This is a genomic window from Vibrio sp. MM46, from assembly GCF_027587135.1.
Classification (GTDB): domain Bacteria; phylum Pseudomonadota; class Gammaproteobacteria; order Enterobacterales; family Vibrionaceae; genus Vibrio; species Vibrio harveyi.
This window is the reverse complement of record NZ_JAPPTO010000015.1, coordinates 60,113-82,288: the sequence shown is the minus strand read 5'-3', so window position 1 is coordinate 82,288 and position 22,176 is coordinate 60,113. Positions and strand designations below refer to the sequence as shown.

Below are 22,176 nucleotides of genomic sequence, written 5' to 3'. Positions count from 1 at the left end.
TTTACAGATTTCGCCTAATGCGATGATTCCGTAGTTTATTCGAACTATTGAAGTTTGCAAGGGGGTCCTTGCTGGTCAAACCACAAAATTAGCGAATTTAACCGAATTTCAATACATTTTTGACTTAAATCATGCACAAATCTTGCGCATGAGCATGACAACTTAATGACAGTTAACAGCAACTATAGGCTATTTTTCATAAAGTAAAATAGCTTATTTTGCACGAACTGTGCATTAAACCATGTACATGCCACCATTTACATGCAAAGTTTCACCAGTAATGTAAGCCGCTTCAGGTGAAGCAAGGAATACAACTGCTGATGCAATTTCACGAGGGTCACCTAGACGACCTGCTGGCACGTTCGACAACGTTGCTGCGCGTTGGTCGTCATTTAGCGCCTTAGTCATGTCAGTTTCGATGAAACCTGGAGCAACCGTGTTCACTGTTACACCACGAGAAGCCACTTCACGAGCCATTGATTTAGTGAAACCAATCACACCCGCTTTTGCTGCTGCATAGTTTGTTTGACCAGCGTTACCCATAGTACCAACAACAGAACCTACGTTGATGATGCGACCTGCGCGTTTTTTCATCATGCCACGTAGAACCGCTTTAGACATGCGGTAGATTGGCGTTAGGTTTGTATTGATGATGTCGTTCCACTCGTCATCTTTCATACGCATTAGCAAGTTATCGCGCGTGATACCAGCGTTGTTTACTAGAATATCGATTGCACCAAACTCATCATTGATGGTTTTTAGTGTTGCTTCGATAGACTCAACGTCAGTTACGTTAAGTGCTAGACCTTTACCGTTTTCACCTAGGTACTCGCTGATCGCCGCTGCGCCGCCTTCAGAAGTCGCAGTACCGATTACCGTTGCACCGCGTTCAACAAGAAGTTCAGCAATCGCACGACCAATGCCACGGCTTGCGCCTGTCACTAGAGCGATCTTACCTTCTAGATTCATCATGTTGTGTTTTCCTTTTCTTATCGTGAACAGATTACTTAGCGGCTTCTAGCGACGCTACGTCGTTAACTGCTGCTGCGCTTAGTGTTTTCACGATACGTTTAGTCAGACCTGTCAGAACTTTGCCAGGACCAAGCTCAAGAAGATTTTCTACACCTTGCTCGTTCATTAGCTGCACGCTCTCAGTCCAACGAACTGGGCTGTGAAGTTGACGAACAAGTGCGTCTTTGATTTTTGCAGGATCAGTTTCAGCCGCCACATCAACGTTGTTGATAACCGGAAGTTGTGGTGCGTTGAATTCGATAGACTCTAGCGCGACAGCTAGTTTCTCTGCTGCAGGTTTCATTAGTGCGCAGTGTGAAGGCACTGAAACAGGAAGAGGAAGTGCACGCTTAGCACCTGCCTCTTTACATAGTGCACCAGCACGTTCTACCGCGTCTTTACTACCTGCGATAACAACTTGACCAGGTGAGTTGAAGTTTACTGGAGAAACGACTTCACCTTGTGCTGCTTCTTCACAAGCTTTTGCAATTGCTTCATCATCTAGACCGATGATCGCGTACATTGCACCAGTACCCGCAGGTACCGCTTCTTGCATCAGTTGACCACGTAGCTCAACCAGTTTGATTGCTTCTTTAAAGTCAATCACGCCAGCACACACAAGCGCTGAGTACTCACCTAGGCTGTGACCAGCTAGGTTTGCTGGTTGCTCAAGACCAAGCTCTTGCCATACACGCCAGATAGCAACAGATGACGCTAGCAAAGCTGGTTGAGTACGGAAAGTTTGGTTTAGATCTTCTGCAGGTCCATTTTGAACAAGCGCCCATAGGTCGTAACCTAGTGCGTCAGATGCTTCTGCAAATGTTTGTTTTACTACGTCATATTGTTCGCCTAGATCAGCAAGCATACCAACTGCTTGAGAACCTTGACCTGGAAATACGATAGCAAACTTGCTCATGTTGTTTTCCTTTAAGCAAAGTAAAAAGAAATAAGATGCACCGTAGCGCATCTTAAATTTTGAATCTTGTGAAACTTAGAATTTCACCAGGGCAGAACCCCAAGTGAATCCGCCGCCAAACGCTTCAAGAAGTAGAGTTTGACCACGTTTAATACGACCATCACGTACCGCCTCATCCAGTGCTGTTGGCACGGTTGCTGCTGATGTGTTGCCGTGTTTATCAAGTGTGATCACGACTTGGTCTAGTGACATCGAAAGCTTTTTCGCTGTCGCTGAAATAATGCGGTAGTTCGCTTGGTGCGGAACCAACCAGTCTAGTTCAGACTTGTGCATATCGTTTGCTTCAAGCGTGTCTTTCACTAACTTCGAAAGCTGAGTTACTGCCACTTTGAAAACTTCGTTACCCGCCATGTGCAGCCATTTATCTGCATCTTTACCACGCTCAGGTACAGGAAGGCTCAGAAGATCACCAAATTGACCATCTGAATATACGTGTGTCGAAATGATGCCAGGTTCTTCGCTCGCACCAATTACCACCGCGCCTGCCGCATCACCAAATAAGATGATAGTTGAGCGGTCAGTCGGATCACACGTTTTCGATAATGCGTCAGCACCAATCACAAGTACGTTTTTACACATACCTGATTTAATGTGTTGGTCAGCTACAGACATTGCGTATACAAAGCCTGAACAAGCAGCGGCTAAGTCGAAAGCAGGACAACCTTTAATGCCAAGCTTTGCCTGCACCTGACACGCAGATGAAGGGAAAGTATGGCTACTGCTCGTGGTAGCAACGATAATTAGGTCGATATCATTTTTATCAATGCCGGCCATATCGATAGCGTTTTCAGCTGCGTAGAATGCCATGTCCGCAACAGTTTCATCTTCTGCTGCAATTCGACGCTCTTTAATACCCGTGCGAGCTACGATCCACTCGTCACTTGTATCTACCATTTTCTCTAGGTCTGCGTTAGTACGCACCTGAGATGGCAGGTAGCTGCCAGTACCTAAAATTTTGCTATACATGAAGACTAATAATGCCTCTCGAGTAAAACCGCTTCCAAACGATCGCTAATACGGCTTGGTACTTGTCGTTTGACCTCGTGTACTGCCTCGCCAAGTGCATTGACAATCGCAGATACATCCGCACTTCCATGGCTTTTTATGACAATGCCGCGCAATCCTAGCAAACTTGCGCCGTTATACTGGTCGGGGTTCAGTGTTTTTAGTTCATTAAATAGCCGAGAAAACAACTTTCTAGCAATCCAACCCTTAATCGTCGATTCCATCATGCTGGTTTTTAGTTTTTCGATGAAGAGTTGAGCTGTTCCCTCGCTGGCTTTTAAGCATACGTTACCGACAAAGCCATCACAAACAATGACATCGGCTACGTCATGCAAAATTTGATTACCTTCAATATAACCGACAAAGTTGATGGCGTCGGTTTGAGAAAGCATTTCAGCACAGCGTTTGACTAAATCGTTACCTTTGATTTCTTCTGCGCCAATGTTCAGCACCGCAACACGAGGAGGTCGACCTAGGTGTTCTTCTGCTAATGCACTGCCCATCACGGCAAACTGGAATAAACTGTCGGCATCACACGACACATTTGCTCCCAAATCTAGCATCCAGGTGCGTTTTCCACTGATGGTCGGTAACGCAGAAACTAAAGCAGGACGCTCAATACCAGGAAGCAGCTTAAGAATAAAACGTGACAGCGCCATCAATGCGCCGGTGTTACCACCACTCACACAAGCATCAGCTTCATTTTCAGAAACCAGATCAATCGCCATACGCATAGAGCTATTTTGGCTATTGCGAAGGGCCAAAGACGGTTTTTCTGAATTAGAAATCACTTTCTCGCTATGAAGAATGCTCAAACGAGAACTGGTAGAGGTACCAAGTTGAGATAATTGAGACGTGATCAGAGATTGATCACCTATAAGAATCACTTTTAGCTCTGGGAAATGAGACAGTGCCTGCACGGCGGCAGGCACTGTTACGCGTGGACCGAAATCCCCGCCCATTGCATCAAGTGCAACGGTAATACTTTGCAAAGGTTCAACCTTACTTGTTGATAACCTTTTGACCACGGTAGTAACCTTCAGCAGTTACGTTGTGGCGTAGGTGAGTTTCACCAGAAGTCGCGTCTACAGATAGTGCAGCTGTAGTTAGCGCATCGTGTGAACGACGCATACCGCGCTTAGAACGAGTTTTACGGTTTTTCTGTACGGCCATTGACCCTACTCCTATACTATTGGGTTAAAAACCTAAAGAAGAAGCGGCTACCACACCAGTTACTTTTTCAGATTTTTCAAAACGTCGAATGGATTCGGTTTTTCTTCCTCAATTTCTTCAGGAATTTCACCAAAAACCATGTTATTTGAGTCAACGCTACAATCCGCATCATCGTGCATTGCGATTTGAGGTAATGTTAAGATGAACTCGTCTTCAACCAGTTGTATAAGGTCTAATTCACCGTACTCATTTAGATCTACCAAATCATAAATTTCTGGTGCTTCCTCTTCCGTCTTCTCACCGTAGTAAGGAGTGTAAAGGAATTCAACTTCACACATGTGTGTGAATACCTCATTACAACGCTGACACTCTAAATCAACTTCGATGTTAGCTTTACCAGAGATAACAACAAGTCGCTGTTCATCAATATCAAATGACAATGAGACTTCTGCGTCGCGTTTTACGCCTTCAGTTGTTTCCGCTAAGCGCTTGAAAAGACTAGCTTGGATGATGCCATCGTAATCTAATCGTTTCTGTGCGGACTTTGCTGGATCAACCGTTCGCGGTATTTTTACCTTTTGCATAGGGCGCGAATATTATCTTCCAAATCAAAATTAGTCAAAGAAAAAGGCAAAAAAGTTGTACTTTTTTACGCTTAACATATAGAGCATTAGCCAGAATCAATTTTGATCGATTATCCTATTGGAAATGCTCGCGTGAATTGTAATTCAAAATGAAAAATTACCAACTGGTTTTAGCCTCAACTTCCCCTTTTCGTAAACAACTGCTGGAAAAGCTATCAGTACCGTTTACTTGTTTATCTCCGCAATGCGATGAGACCCCCTTCCCCAACGAAACACCTTTAGATTTGGTGCAAAGGCTTGCGATTGGAAAAGCGACGTCTTGCGATACCGACCAAGACAGCTTGGTGATCGGGAGCGATCAAGTTTGTGTTATTGACGACAAGATAGTCGGCAAACCATTAGACCGAGAGAATGCCATCAAGCAATTATTGGCTCAAAGCGGTAAAACCATCACTTTTTATACTGGGCTTGCGGTACATAATACTGCCACGAATCACACTGAAGTCGGCTTCGACACCTTCGAAGTTCATTTTAGAGATTTGACGCTTGAACAGATTGAACGATACGTCGACAGAGAAGAACCATTTTATTGCGCTGGCAGCTTTAAAAGCGAAGGAATGGGAATTTGTCTTTTCAACAAATTAGCCGGCAAAGATCCGAATACGCTAGTAGGTCTGCCTCTCATTGACTTGATCGACATGCTACAAAAGCAAGGGTTTGAGGTTTTGTAAAAAGTACTATGTAAAAGATATTGTGTAATAGGTATTGATAGTTAATAAACGTTAAAGGGTTGGCATGAGAAAGCGCCAACCCTTTTTTAAATGCCAGTGCGAGAAGATTAAAATCACAGCGTCAAACTAATCACTCTATATCTAAGATAGAGATTCCCGACAATGCTCTTTCGTCGCTCTCGGGAAAAACGCTGTGTCAGCCCATTCCTCTAAAAATAAGAATTACCCACTTAGATTCAGAAGTCGCAGCGCGTCATCCTCAAGAGTGAGAAACGAGCGAGTTGGGGATCTCTTTTCTCATCTTTCGAAGCGAAGCAGTCTTGCTATCCCATAGGGTGAAGCCCGCTCTCACCTCTACTTCTTACGCAGACCCGCGAGTACTTTCTCTAATCTCGCTTCCATCGGCGCATTGATTTCCATCCACTCATCATTCGATGGGTGCTGGAACTTGATGTTCGCTGCATGAAGGAACAAACGGTCTAAGCCCACTTGCCCAGTGTAAGCATCGAAGCGACGGTCGCCGTAGCGATCATCCCATGCAATTGGGTGACCCGTGTATTGAGTATGCACACGAATTTGGTGAGTACGACCGGTAATTGGGCTAGCTTGGATAAGCGTTGCTTGGTCAAACTTTTCCAGAATCTTGAATCGAGTTTCTGACGGCTTCCCATTTGGGTTCACACGCACGATGCTATTCACTTCGTTTTTAAGTAGCGGCGCATTCACGACCTTACAGCTGCTTTTCCATTCCCCCATCACAAGGGCAAAGTAGAACTTCTTCACGGTCTTTTCGCGAAATTGCGCTTGCAGATGGCGCAATGCTGAACGCTTCTTAGCCACCAATAAAATACCAGAAGTATCGCGGTCGATACGATGAACAAGTTCAAGGAAGCGAGCTTGCGGACGTAACGCACGAAGTGCCTCGATAGCACCAAATTTAAGACCACTGCCACCATGCACAGCTGTACCAGAGGGCTTATTTAGAATCAGCATATGATCGTCTTCAAAAATGATCATATGTTCTAGCTCTGCTACTTTGTTCAACTTAGTGCTTGGCGCAACGTCGTCCTCTTTTTTCTCTACCGTTACTGGTGGAATACGTACGAGATCGCCAGCCTTGAGTTTGTACTCGGCTTTAATACGCTTTTTGTTAACGCGCACTTCCCCCTTACGCACGATTCGGTAAATCATGCTCTTAGGGATATCTTTTAATTGGTTACGCAGAAAATTATCAATGCGTTGACCTGCCATATCTTCGTCGATATCAACGAACTGGACTTTTGTTCTTATTTCGCTCATGCGCGGTATTGTAAACCCAAATCTGTGCGACTTCACATTATTCTTGCTGCAAAAGAAACACTCGTTGTCATAAATTGTTCTAAAACTCGCCAAGCTTTTGTTTAGATTATTAAAAGTCTTTATCAACTTCTCGTTTTGATTTGTGTCTTTCTCAGTTTGCAAGACTCAAGTGCTTATGAAACAGCCAGTTATAAATTACAAAAATTGAATTTAGCGCCAAATTTTCCATCGTTTGCGCTAAAGCAGATTGCTGATATCCACCTGCACTGCTATAGTTCACAGCTGCTAAGGAAGGTTTGGTTACATTTTGTTCATTACCAATCATTTATCCCCAAGCAATGTGAGTAGATTGTTGAACGTCAGGTGCAGCATTGGCGTAAGACACGTTGAGTTCAACACACTTGTCACTCTACTCCTCGCATATTCACGTTGAGTATCTACCGCCCGAATAGCGGGTCACAAGTTAACGTTTCCAACGAAACCCAAAGCAATTTGTGATGACTGAAGTGCCCTAGAGCATCCCCTTCCAGCCGGGAGGCTGCAAAATATAAGCCATGGGATCAGGCACCGTGAAAGAGCGAAAAGCCAGTGACAAGTTGAAAAGAAAGATAAAAGAAAAGACAACGAGAAATTTTCAATGAAAAGAATGTTAATTAACGCAACTCAAAAAGAAGAGTTGCGTGTCGCTCTGGTTGATGGCCAGCGACTTTTCGATCTTGATATCGAGAGTCCGGGTCATGAATCTAAAAAAGCGAATATCTACAAAGGACGTATCACACGTATCGAACCAAGCTTAGAAGCCGCATTTGTTGATTACGGTGCTGAGCGTCACGGTTTCCTCCCTCTCAAAGAAATTGCCCGCGAATATTTCCCAGAAGGTTACACTTACCAAGGTCGCCCAAGCATTAAAGAAGTGCTGACTGAAGGTCAAGAAGTTATCGTTCAAGTGGAAAAAGAAGAACGTGGTAGCAAGGGCGCAGCTCTTACTACTTTCATCTCTCTTGCGGGTAGCTATCTTGTTCTTATGCCTAATAACCCTCGTGCCGGCGGTATTTCTCGTCGTATCGAAGGCGATGAGCGCACTCAACTAAAAGCCGCTTTAAGCACGCTAGAACTGCCGCAAGGTATGGGTCTAATCGTACGTACTGCTGGCGTAGGTAAGAGTGCAGAAGAACTTGAGTGGGACTTGAACGTACTACTTAACCACTGGGGTGCAATTAAGGGCGCGGCAGATTCTAACCCTGCTCCTTTCCTAATCCACCAAGAAAGTAACGTAATCGTTCGTGCAATCCGTGACTACCTACGTCGTGATATCGGTGAAATCCTAATCGACAGCAACACCATTTATGAGCGTGCTAAAGAGCACATCAAACTGGTACGTCCTGATTTCATCAGCCGCGTTAAGAAATACGAAGGCGAAGTACCACTATTCAGCCACTACCAAATCGAAAGCCAAATTGAATCGGCTTTCCAACGTGAAGTGCGCTTACCATCAGGTGGTTCTATCGTAATCGACCCAACGGAAGCTCTAACATCTATCGATATCAACTCGGCTCGCGCAACCAAAGGCGGCGATATCGAAGAAACAGCGCTTAATACTAACCTAGAAGCAGCAGACGAAATCGCTCGTCAATTGCGTCTACGTGACCTTGGTGGTTTGGTGGTTATCGACTTTATCGATATGACACCGGTGCGCCACCAGCGTGAAGTTGAAAACCGTCTGCGTGAAGCCGTTCGTCTAGATCGTGCTCGTGTACAAATCGGTCGCATTTCCCGCTTTGGTCTGTTGGAGATGTCTCGTCAGCGTTTGAGCCCTTCTCTAGCAGAAGCAAGCCACCATATTTGTCCTCGTTGTAGCGGTACAGGTGTTGTTCGTGATAACGAATCTCTAGCACTTTCTGTACTTCGCCTGATCGAAGAAGAAGCTCTAAAAGACAATACAGCCCAAGTACTAGCAGTAGTGCCTGTGCCGATCGCATCTTACCTTCTGAACGAAAAACGTCGCTCGGTCAACCACATCGAACGTATTCAAGAAGTGAAGATTACGGTTGTACCAAACTCAGACATGGAAACGCCTCACTTCGAAGTTATCCGTGTTCGAGAAGGCGAAGAGTTTGACCTGCTTTCTTACCTACTTCCTAAGAAACTGGAAGCAATGAAAGAAGCAGAAGGCAAAGAGCCAGCAGAGGTTGATGTCAAGCCTAAGCGTATCGAAGAGCCTGTATTAAAAGGTTTTGCTTCGCCAGCGCAAACTGCTCCTACGCCAGCAGCAACTTCTAAACCTGCTCCAGCAGCGAAGAAGAAAGAAGCAGCTCCGCAAGAAGAAAAACCAGGTCTATTCAGCCGTCTGTTTAAAGCAATTGGTAGTTTCCTATTCGGTGGTTCTGAAGAAGTTAAAGAAGAACCTAAGAAAGAAGAGAAAAAACCAAACCGCGATAACAAGCGCAACAAGCGTGACCGCAACGATCGTCGTCGCAACAACAACCAGCGTGATAACCGCGAAGGTCGTGACAACCGCGATAACAAACGTCGTCGTAAACCGCGTGAAGAACAAGCGACTGAACAGAACGAAACACAACAGCAGCCTAACAAGCAGCAAAACCGCAACCAGAAACGTAAACCTAGAGCTCAACAAGCTGAAAAAGCACAAGAGCCTAAAGTTAACGCGAAAGTCGCGGAAAAAGGTCTGCAGCTAGCTGCTGAAGCTCGTACTGGTTCAGAAGCGAAGCCGGAAGAAAATAAAGCGAAGTCAAACGCAAAAGCAGAGAAAGTGAAAGAGCGCCGTCAACGTCGCAAGCTAAACAAATCTGTACGTGTTAAAGACCAGCAAGCGGCTGAGCAAGCAGAGCTGGAAGTACCAGCACAACCTGTTGAAGCAGTTGAAGCAACGGTTGAGAAGCCAGTTGAGGCAGCAGCAGAAGCGCAACAAGACAACAAAGCAGAGTCTAAACAGCGTCGTAACCGCCGTTCACCACGTCACCTACGTGCAAGCGGTCAACGTCGTCGTCGTGGTCGCGATCGTCGTCCTAACCCATTCCGCCTACGTAAAGGTGGTGTAGCATCTCCTGAGATGGCAATGGGTAAAGTGATGCCACGTTACATTCCAAAACCAGCGCCTAAGAAGGAAGAGCGAGTGAAGGAAGAAGTAGTGGTAACGGCAGCAGCAGTTCCTGCAATTCAAGGTGGTTTTGCTTGCCCTGAAATGGCGATGGGTAAAGTTATCATCCGTCGTGAACAACCTGCAGTTGTTGAAGCACCAGCAGTTGAAACGAAAGTTCAAGAATCAGTAGAAGCGAAAGTAGAAGCGCCTGTTGCGGAAGCGCCAGTGGTAGAGGTTGTCGTTGCTGAGCAAGCTGAAGCTACAGTAGTTGAAACAACGCAAGTAGAGCCAATCGTTGAAGCACCTGTTGTCGAAGTGACTGAATCTGCAGTTGAAACAGCGCCAGCTCAGGAACCAGCCGTTGAAGTAGCAGAAGAAGCGGTAACAGAAGTTACAGCAGAAACGCCAGTAGAAACGCAAGAACCTAAAGCAGAAGTTATCAAAGTAGCTGCTAAGCCACGCGCTAGTGCTCCAATGACTAAAGCGCCAGGTCCTCAAGAGCTTCGCGAAATTACGGTTACAGCGGCACCGTTTAAAGCTGAGCGCTACGCACCGAAAGGCGCAGGTAGCCAAGTAGCAACAAACCGTGCATCAGCAGTAATGACAAAACCGAACTTTAACTAAGTTTTACTTTGTCATCGCATTAAGCGAAATACGAAACAAAAGGCTGCCAATCGGCAGCCTTTTTTGTTGAAGTAAGTGTTAACTCTAATTAGCTATATTAATATCAATGACTGATCACATTTGTGCGTCAATATCCCCTTCATTGTTGAACTTAATCACACTTTTCGGTAGCATTCGCCGACTCAAGTTTTCGACACCATTCTGATGCGGCTCTTTTTTTAATACGGTTTGTGCTGATAGAAGTGACTTCACTTTCACCAGCAGTACTTGTGCAAATACGAATATGTGTCGGGAGAAATTCATCGCCAAGAGAACTCAATACAAAACATGTTCGAATTTCCTCAATTTTCTAAGCACTCCGTAAAAAACGACGTGCTATCAGGTCTAACTGTTGCGCTCGCATTGGTTCCTGAAGCCGTAGCATTTGCATTTGTTGCTGGTGTAGACCCTATGGTTGGTCTTTACGCAGCCTTTATTGTCGGTCTTATCACCTCTATTTTCGGTGGTCGACCAGGTATGATTTCCGGTGCGACTGGCGCAATGGCAGTTGTTATGGTGTCGCTTGTTGCAACTCACGGTGTTCAATATCTATTTGCCGCAATTATGTTGGCGGGTATTCTTCAAATTGCAGCCGGTCTATTTAAGCTAGGTAAATTTATCCGAATCGTTCCTCATCCGGTGATGATTGGTTTCGTAAACGGTCTGGCTATCGTTATCTTCCTTGCACAACTAGGTCAGTTCAAAGCACCAGACCTTAACGGTATGCTAACGTGGCTACCACAAGACCAAATGCTGCTAATGCTAGGTCTGGTTGCGCTAACAATGGCTATCATTCACTTCCTACCAAAGATCACAACGGCAGTGCCTTCTTCTCTGGTTGCGATCGTGACCGTTACTGCACTTGTTGTTGGCTTGGATCTAGAAACACGTACCGTAGTTGACTTCCTACGTACTATGTCTGGCGATGAAGCAGCGACTTTGGCGGGTTCTCTTCCGACCTTCTCTATTCCAGCGGTACCTTTCACTCTAGAAACTCTGCAAATCATTTTGCCTTACGCAATCATCCTTGCCGCTATCGGTCTGATCGAGTCTCTGTTGACACTAACAGTGCTGGATGAAATGACTAACACTCGCGGTCAATCTAACCGTGAATGTATCGGTCAAGGTATGGCAAACATGACGTGTTCTGTGTTTGGTGCAATGGGTGGTTGTGCGATGATTGGTCAGTCAATGATCAACGTGAACTCAGGTGGTCGTGGTCGTCTATCAGGCATCGTTGCGGCTATCGCTCTGCTAATGTTCATCCTGTTTGCTTCTTCACTCATTGAGATGATTCCACTTGCTGCACTCGTTGGTGTCATGTTCATGGTGGTTATCGGTACATTCGAATGGGCAACCTTCAAACTTGCACGTCGCGTACCTAAGCAGGATTTCTTCGTTATCGTTCTTGTAACAGTAGTGACGGTACTGACTGACCTCGCTGTTGCAGTAGCCGTGGGTGTGATTGCATCTGCGCTAATGTTTGCATGGCAACATGCTAAGCACATCTACGCAGATACGCGTCTAAATGAAGAGGGCTCAAAAGAGTACAAGATCCACGGTCCTATCTTCTTTGGTTCTGCGGCAAACTTCCTAGAATTGTTTAACGCACATGGCGATCCAAAAGACATCATCGTTGATTTCGCGGACTCTCGCGTAACAGACCACTCTGCTATCGAAGCGATTGAAACGTTGGCTGAGCGTTACGCCGCACTTGGTAAAACACTTCACCTACGTCACTTGAGCCCAGATTGCCGTAAGCTACTAGATAAAGCAGGTAGCTTGGTTGAAATCAACGTAAAAGAAGACCCAAGCTATAAGGTTGCAACCGACGTACTTGCAGGTTAATAAAAACAAAAAGGGATGAGCATGACTCATCCCTTTTGCTATCAATTTAAGCTAATAAATACTCAGATTTTTTTCAAAATCGCCTCTGACGCCTCTTCAATCAAATCCAGTACCAGTTCAAAACCAGCATCGCCACCGTAATATGGGTCTGGGATCTCGTCATAATCAGAGTCACCATGACTTAAAAACAACGACACTTTAGGACGGTGTTCTACCGGGCAAATATCCAATAGATCGGCGAGATTGGCTTTGTCTGCAGCTAACACCATATCAAATTCACCGAAGTCTCCAACTGTTACCTTGCGAGAACACATTCCTTTGAACGAATAACCGCGTTGCTTTCCCGCTTGCATGGCGCGAGCATCAGGCGGATTTCCGGCGTGGTAACCAATGGTCCCTGCAGAGTCCACTTCCACTGATATGTCCAGTTCTTTGGCTTTAGATCTTAATACCGCTTCACCAGTTGGCGAACGACAAATATTTCCCATACAAACAACGAGTAATTTCTTCATTTTATTCCCTGAATTATCGATGGTTTTTCTTCATCAACTGTTGGTCTATCATAACGAGATAATTCAATGAACCCAAATCGGCTTGGGTCAGTTCAAAAAAGGAATTGAGGAAGCATTATGTCTATCGACGAAAACAAAGAAGCACGCCACAAGGCGCGCCAACAAAAAGTAAAAGAGCAGGTAGACGCGAAAATCGCAGCCGCCCAAGAGGAGAAAGGTTTATTACTGATCATCACTGGTAATGGGAAAGGCAAATCGACTTCCGGTTTTGGTACAATTGCGCGTGCAGTTGGTCATGGTTTGAAGTGCAGCGTAGCGCAGTTTATCAAGGGTACATGGGATAACGGCGAGCGTAACCTACTTGAAAAGCTAGGTGTTGAGTTCCAAGTTATGGCAACAGGCTTTACTTGGGAAACCCAAAACAAAACAGCCGATACTGAAGCCGCCCAACTTGTTTGGCAAGAATGTAAGCGTATGCTTGCCGATGAATCAATTGATGTGGTTCTGTTCGACGAACTAACGTATATGGTGAGTTACGGGTACATAGACTTAGACGAAGTCGTCGAAGCACTAAATAATCGCCCTAAAATGCAATCGGTCGTCATTACAGGACGTGGAGCGCACCGTACTTTGATTGAAATGGCAGATACAGTATCAGAAGTGAAAAACGTTAAGCACGCCTTTGAATCCGGAGTTAAAGCTCTGAAAGGCATAGATTGGTAAGCGTCCGCCGTTGCTTCCGAAAAGACTAAAAACTAAAAAGGGTTGGCTCAATGCCAACCCTTTTACTTTACCTATATCCTCATAAAGAAGCTTGGTCCTTTAATTGAACAAGTTCTTCAACAAACCATCTACCGCCTCTTTTGTTTTCTCATCTTTGATCTTGTCCGTGAGCTTCTCTACTCCACGATCAATTTCTTTCTGAGCTTTTTGTTTCAACACGTCATCAAAGACTAGCTTGAACTTAGGATCTGCCCATTTGCCAGAAACGTTGATAGGGATAGTGATGTCTTTCAATTCATCAATGGTCTTACCACCCTGACCTTCCAATGAACCCACTATCGAAGTACTAATGGTGAAATCAACAGTTTCATTCAAGTAGTTTGCCTGCCCCTTACCACGAACACGAAGAAGTGGAGACTGCGCTTTCATGTTATCCGTTGAGACCGTGCCTTTATTTAACTTCAACGTCGCGGTCATCGCACTGAAGTCGGTTTTCTTAACTTCATCTGTGCCTTCAATGCTTTGACCTTTAAATCGCGCGTAGTTTTCGCGGATTAGCTGAGCAACGTTAATGCCATTCACAGCACCATCTGCAAAATTGATCACCACTGTACCAACAAGGTTCTTTTTGATGCCAGTTGGCGTTAGGCTCTTACCACTCACATTGACATCAATGTTACCAGTACCTTCCAGCATGTCGTTATTTGCTACATCGACAAGTAACGGTTGGACTTGTACACCTTTGATTGATTTCTTCGCAGAGTATGTGGCAGGTGATTTACGCGCGTCCAGTTTGGCTGTCGCAGTGATCGTGCCTTGGTACAACTTAGAGCTGAATGAAGTAAGATCAAAGACACCACGATTAACAGAGAAGCTTGCTTTCACTGCTTCCATCTTCGCATTAGCCGCCTTAAATTTGTCAATCGTAATATTGCCTTTCACATCAAGCGTTTTTAGTGCAGACAAGTCCGGCTCAACTTCAGGACCAGTAGATGCACTACTGTTGCCACCTGATGCTGGTTTATCACCCGCAGGAGCTTGCTTATTCAAGCCAAGGAATTCGTCCAAATCGATATTAGGACTATGCACTGCAAAACGTACTTTAGGAATATCACCCAGAGTCACATCTGTTTTACCATCGAGCGCAATTGCGTTCGCCGTAAGTTTCTCGAGCACAAAGCTCAGATGATTCTTAGTGAGGTCGAATGAAAGGTCAGAGACCATATCAACTTTCATTGGTGATTGCGGTAGCGCATCTCCCTCAAAAGTCGCATTCAACGTCAGCTTATTCAGTTGTACCTTACTGATCGCCTTATCGATACTTAGCTCACCACCACCTTGCATATCGAGCTTCATACCACCAGCGTCACCTTTCAATGCATAGCTCAAGTTATTCACTTTATCGAACTCAAACGAATCTAGGCCAATAGTTGCTGAGTCAATTTTGTTTGCAGGATCAGCGTAAGTCGCATCAAAGTTGATGTTTTTCAGTGCGTAGCTCGCCAGACCTTTTGCTACTTTAAAGTCCGCTTTGCCTTGTGCTGTGAACGTTTGGTCATTCATCTCACCTTTCATGCCGAAATCAGCCGTTGTCCAGTTATCAAAAGCAAACTGAGAAAGGTTTAAAGAAATGTCAGAAAGCTTAGTGTAGCTGCCTGTTTGCTTGTCTTGGATTTCAACATAGCCATTTGAAATGCTGACTCCAGCGAGATTGATCGTCCAATCAGAAGCAGCACTTTGTGAGTCTGCCGCTTTTTCTGGCGAAGCTTCGGTCGTTTGCTCTGCTTGTTGAGTTTGTGCTTTGGTTAACGCATCAATGTTCTTCGTGCCATCTTTCAGTGTTTCAAGATAGAACTCCGCACCATCAAGGGTGACATTACCAATCTCCAGCTGTTTGCTTAATAGCGGGGTAACCGAGACATCAACACCTACTGTCTCGACTTTAAATAGGTTTGGTTGACTAAAACCTTGTGGGTTTCTCAGTTCAGTACGACCCAATTCGAAACCAATCGACGGGAAAAACTGCCAGCTGATATCCCCTTCGATTACGAGTTCCAATCCAGTTTGCTTTTGCGCTTGCTCCACGATAAGTGGTTTAAATTGGTTTGGATTGACAAAAATAACCAACCCTAAAATGACAGCTAAGATCGCCACAATTGGAATGGCAATGATTAAGAGCAGTTTCTTCATTCGCTTTTTCCTTGCTCGAGTGTTTTTACAATTATAAGCACAGACTTGTTTTATCGCTGACCGTTCCACGAAAGCGTGAAAAATGTCCGATTTTGTAGTGCAACTGACTAATTTAAAAACAAAAAAAAGAAGTGGCACCTAAGGTGCCACTTCTTCATACAAAAATAAAGCGATATAGCCGTCTAAACGCTTAAGCTTTCAGAAGTTTTGCAATGTGCGCTTTAAGAACATCGATTGCGATACGGTTTTTACCACCGCGAGGTACGATGATGTCCGCGTATTGCTTAGAAGGTTCAATAAATTGCATGAACATCGGACGTACTGTCTGCTGGTATTGCTTAAGAACAGATTCCATTGTACGACCACGCTCTTCAACGTCACGTTTAACACGACGCAATAGACAGATATCTAATGGCGTATCCATAAATACTGTCGCGTGCATTAAGTCGCGAAGACGCGGATCAGTCAGAAGCAAGATACCTTCAAGAATGATGACCTTTTTAGGGGTCATTGGAGTGGTATTGCTTGTACGAGTGTGCTCAGTGTAGCTGTACTCAGGTACTTCTACTGCTTCGCCACGAACCAATTTTTCTAAGTGTTCACACAGCAGGTCGTGGTCTAACGCGCTCGGGTGGTCGTAGTTAGTCTTTACACGCTCTTCCATGCTTAGTTGGCTTTGGTCGTTGTAGTAGCAATCTTCCGTGATGACACCGATTTGATGATCGCCCACTTTCTCGCGAAGCTCATTGTAAATAGTGCTCGCGATCAGACTTTTTCCAGAAGCAGAAGCGCCAGCAATACCTACGATGACGCATTGATTATTATCAGACATTAATTTGCACCCGATGATGATTTTCTAGTCACATAAAAAGATAAACTGCCTGATTATAGGGAGTTCACCCGTTCGTTACTAGTTGGAATTAGGGTTTCGTTATAAGTTTCTGTCAGCTCAGAGGATTAACCTCCGAGCAAACGTTTAAATGAACAATATTCAACCAGTGCTAATATTAAACTCAGTTCACCATAGTAAAACTGATTGCATCAGGTTTGGCTTTGCCTTGCCAATACATTGTACAACAAACACGATCAGCAAGTTGTTTATAGTAACCAGCGTGTTCACTATTCGGACGTCTCGCCACGGTCGGAATACCAGCATCAATGTCTTCTCGCATAGAGATATGAAGCGGAATTTGCCCAAGCAGCGCCAAGCCAAATTCTTGTGACATTTTTTCTGCACCACCAGTACCGAAAATATGCTCAACAGCTCCACACTGACTGCAAATGTGGTAACTCATGTTCTCAACGATGCCGACAACAGGCACGTTGACTTTATGGAACATCGCCGCACCTTTACGTGCATCCGCCAATGCGAGATCTTGCGGTGTTGTAACAAGCACCGTACCTGTTACTGGAATTTGCTGAGACAGCGTTAGTTGGATATCCCCCGTACCCGGTGGCATATCAATCACCAAGTAATCAAGCTCTGGCCAATCCGTTTCTGTCAGTAGCTGTGATAAGGCCTTAGAGGCCATGGGACCACGCCAAATGGCTGCTTCCGATTTATCGACTAAGTAGCCAATAGAATGAGTATAGATTCCGTGGGCAAAAATAGGCTCCATCCACTTAGCATCACGAACTTCAGGCTTAGCGTCTTCTTGACCAAGCATCATAGGAACCGATGGACCATAGATATCGGCATCTAACAAACCTACTTTTGCTCCGGATTGCGCAATTGCGAGGGCAAGGTTTACTGCTGTGGTTGATTTCCCAACCCCACCTTTCGCGGAACTTACCGCAATAATGTTTTTAACGCCCTTTACCGCATTGGTGACTTGAGTCTCAAGTGCTTTAACGTTGAGCTCAATCTGGAAATCAAATGCAGGAACGTCACCTGATGCTTGTTGCTCTTGTATCCAATCGGATAACGAAACTTGAAGTTCGTTACTCGCGAACGGTAAAGTGATTTGAATGCCACCTTGTGCGGGAATCACGACAATACCGTGAATGTCCGCCCAGTTTTCCACCAACTGTGGATGTTGGAACTGGTTGAGCCAATGACAAAAATCTTGTTTTGAAGTGAACTGATGCATGAGACCTCCTTTATGCATCTAATCGTAGCACCCAGCGGCGAGATTCAGAACCCCAAAAAAACTAAGGCAATCCATGGTTTGATGCCTTGGCGTTAGGAAGCTCATGGGGTAGTATTACTCTCTATTTTTTATACCTATCAAAAAGCGATTATTAAGTATGGCAAACGATCCAAGAAAACTGCTGGTAACTTGTGCCCTTCCGTACGCTAATGGTTCGATTCACCTAGGTCACATGCTTGAGCACATTCAAGCTGATATCTGGGTTCGCTACCAACGCCTACGTGGCAACACTGTAAACTTCATCTGTGCTGACGATGCTCACGGCACGCCAATCATGCTAAAAGCACAACAGATGGGAATTACACCAGAAGAGATGATCGCTGCAGTAAGCGAAGAGCATCAGAAAGACTTCGCTGGCTTTGATATTAGCTTTGATAACTACCACAGCACACACTCAGACGAGAACCGCGAGCTAGCGTCTCACATCTACCTTGAGCTGAAGAAAAACGGCTTTATCTCTAGCCGCACTATCTCTCAGTTGTTCGACCCTGAGAAAGAAATGTTCCTACCGGATCGTTTCGTAAAAGGTACTTGTCCTAAGTGTAAGTCAGAAGACCAATACGGTGACAACTGTGATAACTGTGGTGAGACGTACAGCCCAACTGAACTGATTAACCCGAAATCAGCAGTATCTGGCGCAACGCCAGTCATGAAAGACTCTGAGCACTTCTTCTTCGACCTACCTCAGTTCGAAAGCATGCTAAAAGAGTGGACTCGTTCAGGTTCTTTACAATCTGAAACTGCTAACAAGATGCAAGAGTGGTTCGAGTCTGGTTTGCAACAGTGGGACATCTCACGTGATGCGCCTTACTTTGGCTTCGAAATCCCAGGCGAGAAGAACAAATTCTTCTACGTATGGCTAGATGCACCAGTTGGCTACATGGCTTCTTTCAAGAACCTATGTGACAAGACTGAAGGTCTAGACTTCGACGAATACTGGAAGAAAGACAGCTCAACTGAGCTTTACCACTTCATCGGTAAAGACATTGTTTACTTCCACTCACTATTCTGGCCAGCAATGCTAGAAGGCAGCGGTTTCCGTAAACCAAACAATGTATTCGTACACGGCTACGTAACAGTAAACGGTGCGAAGATGTCTAAGTCTAAAGGTACGTTCGTTAAAGCAAGCACTTACCTAAACCACCTAGACCCAGAGTGTCTGCGTTACTACTACGCTGCAAAACTAAACAGCCGTATCGACGACCTAGACCTTAACCTTGAAGACTTCACTCAACGTGTTAACGCTGACGTAGTAAACAAAATCGTTAACCTAGCTTCTCGTAACGCTGGCTTCATCTCTAAACGTTTTGAAGGCAAGTTGGCTGAAAACTTTGCAGAACCTGAGCTATACAACGAATTCGTTGCAGCAGCAGACCGCATTGCAGAGCTTTACGAAACTCGTGAGTTTGGTCGTGCGATCCGTGAAATCACAGCACTAGCAGACAAAGCAAACCAATACGTTGACGAAAAAGCACCTTGGGTTGTTGCAAAAGAAGAAGGCAAAGATCAGGAACTGCAAGAAATCTGTTCTGTAGGCATTAACCTGTTCCGCGTGCTGATGACTTACCTAAAACCAGTGATGCCTGCACTAGCAGCGCGTACTGAAGCATTCCTAAACGAAGAGCTAACTTGGGAAGGCATCGCTGCACCACTGACTGGTCACGAAATCACTAAGTTCAAAGCGTTGTTTAACCGTATCGATCCTAAGAACATCGAAGCGATGATCGAAGCATCGAAGGAAGATGCTGCGGTAGAAATGGCAGCAAAAGAAAAAGCGGAAGCAGAAAAGAACAAAGCTAGCCAAACTGAGCTAGATAAAGATCCAATCGCTGAAGAGATTGAGTTCGATGCTTTTGCAGCGGTTGATATGCGTATTGCTCGCATCATCTCGTGTGAAGAAGTGCCAAAAGCAAACAAACTGCTTAAGTTCCAACTAGACATCGGCGGTGAAACTCGTCAGGTATTCTCTGGCATCAAGTCAGCTTACAAACCTGAAGAGCTAGAAGGCAAGCTAACTGTAATGGTAGCGAACCTAAAACCTCGTAAGATGAAGTTTGGTATGTCAGAAGGCATGATCCTAGCAGCGGGCCCTGGTGGCAGCGACCTATGGATCCTTGAGCCACATGAAGGTGCTCAACCAGGCATGCGTGTAATGTAATTCGTCACTTTACGATCAAACGTAAAAATCCCCGCCCAATTTGGCGGGGATTTTTTTGACAAAATTCACACTTTTGGTGAAATTACGCACCAAAATCGTACAGTTCTTTATTCATAAAAAAGCTAAGCTACTGTTTTAAAACAACTTAACTATTGGCATCAAAGATGCTCTTACTTAGTTGCTAGGTCAACAGCACTAACAAGGAGTTGGTTATGTTTGTTTTGATTTCTACTTTGATCTCGATTGCCATTCTGGCAGGGATCTATCATTTGGCAGCGAAGCGAGAAAAACAACATGCTCGCAAATATCAATTACTCACCTTATTACGCGATGTGGTTCACCTACTACGCCGTCACCGAGCGGTGACCCACTACTCTATCCAATACCAACAACATCATGAAAAAGAGATAGAGCAAATTCATCAGGAGTTAGGTTATAAACTGCATCAGCTCGTGGAAACTTCTCGCTTTGAGAACAAACCCATGTATCGCGTGCTGCAAATCAAAATCGATAAGTTGATAGAACAATGGCAGGACAACACGGTAGCACGGAATCAGATGGAGCATGGCAAACTGATCCGCCATAGTTTGTTCTTAATGGATGAGGTTACCATCGCATGGCTCGCTATTGCCCAGAGAGACGAGTTACATGACGAGTACCATATGAATTGGCAAACCGTGATTGATAGCTTAGAAACGCTGACACAGCTCCGTATCAGCATTCAAGACATGCAAGACAGAGGAGGACCTGAAAGGATGAGAAATTACGCATCGGTAATGATTAGAAGGCTCAATCAATTGGCAGTAATTAGCCCCTTGAGCGTTGCCTCTCCGATGTCCGCTAGGTCGATTCAATCTCTAAATGAATATATAGAAGGTGAAATACTGTCACTGAGCGAAGAGGAGTTGTACGACATTACTTCTGATTTGTCCCTTACTGTGTTCAATACCTATGACCAGATGCTCTCAGACATCATAGAGACCCTTTACCTACCATTGCCCAGACTGTCCTTAGCTTAACGATTCGATGATGGTTTGACTGCTCTCGGTGAGCTACTAATAATAATAAAAAAACCGCAGGTACATGCCTGCGGTTTTGTATTTGAATCTTTTGCTAAGAGCGCTGATTAACTGTCGTCTTCCGTGAAGTTGGTCGGCAGTTCTTGCTTCATCTCATTCCAGATCTGAGCACTTTCCATACCATAGTGACGAATCACAACAGGAAGCTGATCACGTTGGCCGGTTTCACACGTTTCTAGAAGTTGGCGGTAGAAGCGCAGCGCTAGATCTCGTGATGCTGGATTTGAGAAGTAGTAGCTGCCCACACGATCGTACAGTTTTCTCAAACCATTAAAGATCAAACCGTAAATTTGGTTGCCAGAATGGAACGCTAAGCGTTGGAACAACATGTAATCATAGAAGTTGAACGTCTTAGCAATCAGGATTTCCTGACGTTTCGCCTCATCCTTCTCCGTGTCTTCTTTCACGCTTTGCAGAATCTTATCGGCATAAGGAGATGCCGCGATAAAATCGTCCCATGAAGGTGCTTTTACTAGAGCTTCACATGACTCGATAACGTTTTGAATAGTACGCTCAGACGCTTCTTTGTTTGCTTTGAATGCATAACGCATGAAGATAGGGCTGATGTTAGTACGTGCAGCAAGCAGGTCTTCGACGATGTTTGTCGCGTTATCAACATCTAGAGTCATCAGCGTGTCCAAGATATGCAGACCAGATGTCTCCATAAATTGGTTCACTTTGGTTGGCTTACCGTGCTGAATAGTCAACCAGCCATCACGAGCAAGACGTTGAAGTACTTCACGTAGAGTCGTACGGGTAACACCAATTAGTTCAGATAGCTCACGTTCAGCGGGTAAAATTGAGCCAGGAGGAAAACGGCCGTTCCAAATGCTCTCGATAATGTATTTTTCTGCGAAACCCGCAGGGCTTTTAGCCTTAATGACCATTCTGTTTTTATCCAATCTTGATTTCTAAGGGTCGATACGACTCATCATACCACTACTTAACGATTTGCGAAAATTAACGATCAATAA

The 22,176-nt window shown here is 44.9% G+C and carries 19 protein-coding genes; 6 read left to right on the top strand and 13 right to left on the bottom strand.

Features of this window, described 5'->3' with window-relative positions; all coding sequences use genetic code 11:
* Positions 1–234 precede the first annotated feature (234 nt).
* The 6 genes from fabG to yceD all read right to left on the bottom strand — a co-directional run bounded on the left by fabG (position 235) and on the right by yceD (position 4,749).
* Positions 235–969, bottom strand: a complete 735-nt coding sequence (fabG, locus tag OH459_RS17320; protein ID WP_005444803.1) for a 3-oxoacyl-ACP reductase FabG — start codon at positions 967–969, stop codon at positions 235–237.
* A 34-nt stretch (positions 970–1,003) separates the two neighbouring features.
* Positions 1,004–1,927: an ACP S-malonyltransferase gene (gene fabD / locus OH459_RS17315; RefSeq protein WP_005444801.1), complete on the bottom strand. Its 924-nt coding sequence runs from the start codon at positions 1,925–1,927 to the stop codon at positions 1,004–1,006.
* Between the two features lie 75 nt (positions 1,928–2,002).
* Positions 2,003–2,953 carry a beta-ketoacyl-ACP synthase III gene (locus tag OH459_RS17310; protein WP_005444799.1) on the bottom strand — a complete coding sequence of 317 codons (951 nt, stop codon included), beginning with the start codon at positions 2,951–2,953 and terminating at the stop codon, positions 2,003–2,005.
* Positions 2,954–2,958: 5 nt separating this feature from the next.
* Positions 2,959–3,984: a phosphate acyltransferase PlsX gene (gene plsX, locus OH459_RS17305; protein WP_005444797.1), complete on the bottom strand. Its 1,026-nt coding sequence runs from the start codon at positions 3,982–3,984 to the stop codon at positions 2,959–2,961.
* Positions 3,985–3,994: 10 nt separating this feature from the next.
* Positions 3,995–4,165, bottom strand: a complete 171-nt coding sequence (gene rpmF / locus OH459_RS17300) for a 50S ribosomal protein L32 (protein WP_005396978.1) — start codon at positions 4,163–4,165, stop codon at positions 3,995–3,997.
* 59 nt (positions 4,166–4,224) lie between these two features.
* Positions 4,225–4,749 carry a 23S rRNA accumulation protein YceD gene (gene yceD / locus OH459_RS17295; protein ID WP_005444794.1) on the bottom strand — a complete coding sequence of 175 codons (525 nt, stop codon included), beginning with the start codon at positions 4,747–4,749 and terminating at the stop codon, positions 4,225–4,227.
* A gap of 149 nt (positions 4,750–4,898) precedes the next feature.
* On the opposite strand from yceD, the gene OH459_RS17290 reads away from it, so the two are divergent.
* Positions 4,899–5,480 (top strand): Maf family protein, encoded by a 582-nt coding sequence (locus OH459_RS17290; protein ID WP_005444793.1) that lies wholly within the window; start codon positions 4,899–4,901, stop codon positions 5,478–5,480.
* A 354-nt stretch (positions 5,481–5,834) separates the two neighbouring features.
* Here OH459_RS17290 and rluC read toward each other — a convergent pair whose 3' ends face one another.
* Both rluC and OH459_RS17280 read right to left on the bottom strand, forming a co-directional pair.
* The gene (rluC, locus tag OH459_RS17285) at positions 5,835–6,779 is read right to left on the bottom strand and encodes a 23S rRNA pseudouridine(955/2504/2580) synthase RluC (RefSeq protein WP_005444789.1); all 945 of its coding nucleotides are present in this window, start codon (positions 6,777–6,779) and stop codon (positions 5,835–5,837) included.
* 151 nt (positions 6,780–6,930) lie between these two features.
* On the bottom strand, positions 6,931–7,104 hold the full coding sequence (locus OH459_RS17280; protein ID WP_017189381.1) for a hypothetical protein: 174 nt from the start codon (positions 7,102–7,104) through the stop codon (positions 6,931–6,933).
* 312 nt (positions 7,105–7,416) lie between these two features.
* On the opposite strand from OH459_RS17280, the gene rne reads away from it, so the two are divergent.
* Together rne and OH459_RS17270 are read left to right on the top strand one after the other, a co-directional pair.
* Positions 7,417–10,503, top strand: a complete 3,087-nt coding sequence (gene rne / locus OH459_RS17275) for a ribonuclease E (RefSeq protein ID WP_269987811.1) — start codon at positions 7,417–7,419, stop codon at positions 10,501–10,503.
* A gap of 327 nt (positions 10,504–10,830) precedes the next feature.
* On the top strand, positions 10,831–12,390 hold the full coding sequence (locus OH459_RS17270; protein WP_005444782.1) for a SulP family inorganic anion transporter: 1,560 nt from the start codon (positions 10,831–10,833) through the stop codon (positions 12,388–12,390).
* 62 nt (positions 12,391–12,452) lie between these two features.
* Here the strand turns inward: OH459_RS17270 and OH459_RS17265 are convergent, their stop codons facing one another.
* Positions 12,453–12,902, bottom strand: a complete 450-nt coding sequence (locus tag OH459_RS17265) for a low molecular weight protein-tyrosine-phosphatase (RefSeq protein WP_269987810.1) — start codon at positions 12,900–12,902, stop codon at positions 12,453–12,455.
* Between the two features lie 117 nt (positions 12,903–13,019).
* On the opposite strand from OH459_RS17265, the gene cobO reads away from it, so the two are divergent.
* A complete protein-coding gene (cobO, locus tag OH459_RS17260; RefSeq protein WP_005444774.1) occupies positions 13,020–13,625 on the top strand; it encodes a cob(I)yrinic acid a,c-diamide adenosyltransferase in 606 nt (201 codons plus the stop codon).
* Positions 13,626–13,724: 99 nt separating this feature from the next.
* Here cobO and OH459_RS17255 read toward each other — a convergent pair whose 3' ends face one another.
* From OH459_RS17255 to apbC, 3 genes are all read right to left on the bottom strand, one after another.
* Positions 13,725–15,815, bottom strand: a complete 2,091-nt coding sequence (locus OH459_RS17255) for an AsmA family protein (RefSeq protein ID WP_269987809.1) — start codon at positions 15,813–15,815, stop codon at positions 13,725–13,727.
* A gap of 190 nt (positions 15,816–16,005) precedes the next feature.
* Positions 16,006–16,647: a uridine kinase gene (gene udk, locus OH459_RS17250; protein WP_005433235.1), complete on the bottom strand. Its 642-nt coding sequence runs from the start codon at positions 16,645–16,647 to the stop codon at positions 16,006–16,008.
* A gap of 181 nt (positions 16,648–16,828) precedes the next feature.
* Positions 16,829–17,905 (bottom strand): iron-sulfur cluster carrier protein ApbC, encoded by a 1,077-nt coding sequence (apbC, locus tag OH459_RS17245; protein ID WP_005444769.1) that lies wholly within the window; start codon positions 17,903–17,905, stop codon positions 16,829–16,831.
* Positions 17,906–18,062: 157 nt separating this feature from the next.
* Between apbC and metG the strand changes: the two genes are divergently transcribed.
* Positions 18,063–20,123 (top strand): methionine--tRNA ligase, encoded by a 2,061-nt coding sequence (gene metG / locus OH459_RS17240; RefSeq protein ID WP_101960420.1) that lies wholly within the window; start codon positions 18,063–18,065, stop codon positions 20,121–20,123.
* 212 nt (positions 20,124–20,335) lie between these two features.
* Positions 20,336–21,142, top strand: a complete 807-nt coding sequence (locus OH459_RS17235; protein WP_017817846.1) for a hypothetical protein — start codon at positions 20,336–20,338, stop codon at positions 21,140–21,142.
* A gap of 107 nt (positions 21,143–21,249) precedes the next feature.
* Here OH459_RS17235 and fadR read toward each other — a convergent pair whose 3' ends face one another.
* Positions 21,250–22,089, bottom strand: coding sequence for a fatty acid metabolism transcriptional regulator FadR (gene fadR / locus OH459_RS17230; RefSeq protein ID WP_005444763.1), 840 nt, complete (start codon positions 22,087–22,089; stop codon positions 21,250–21,252).
* Positions 22,090–22,176: the final 87 nt, after the last annotated feature.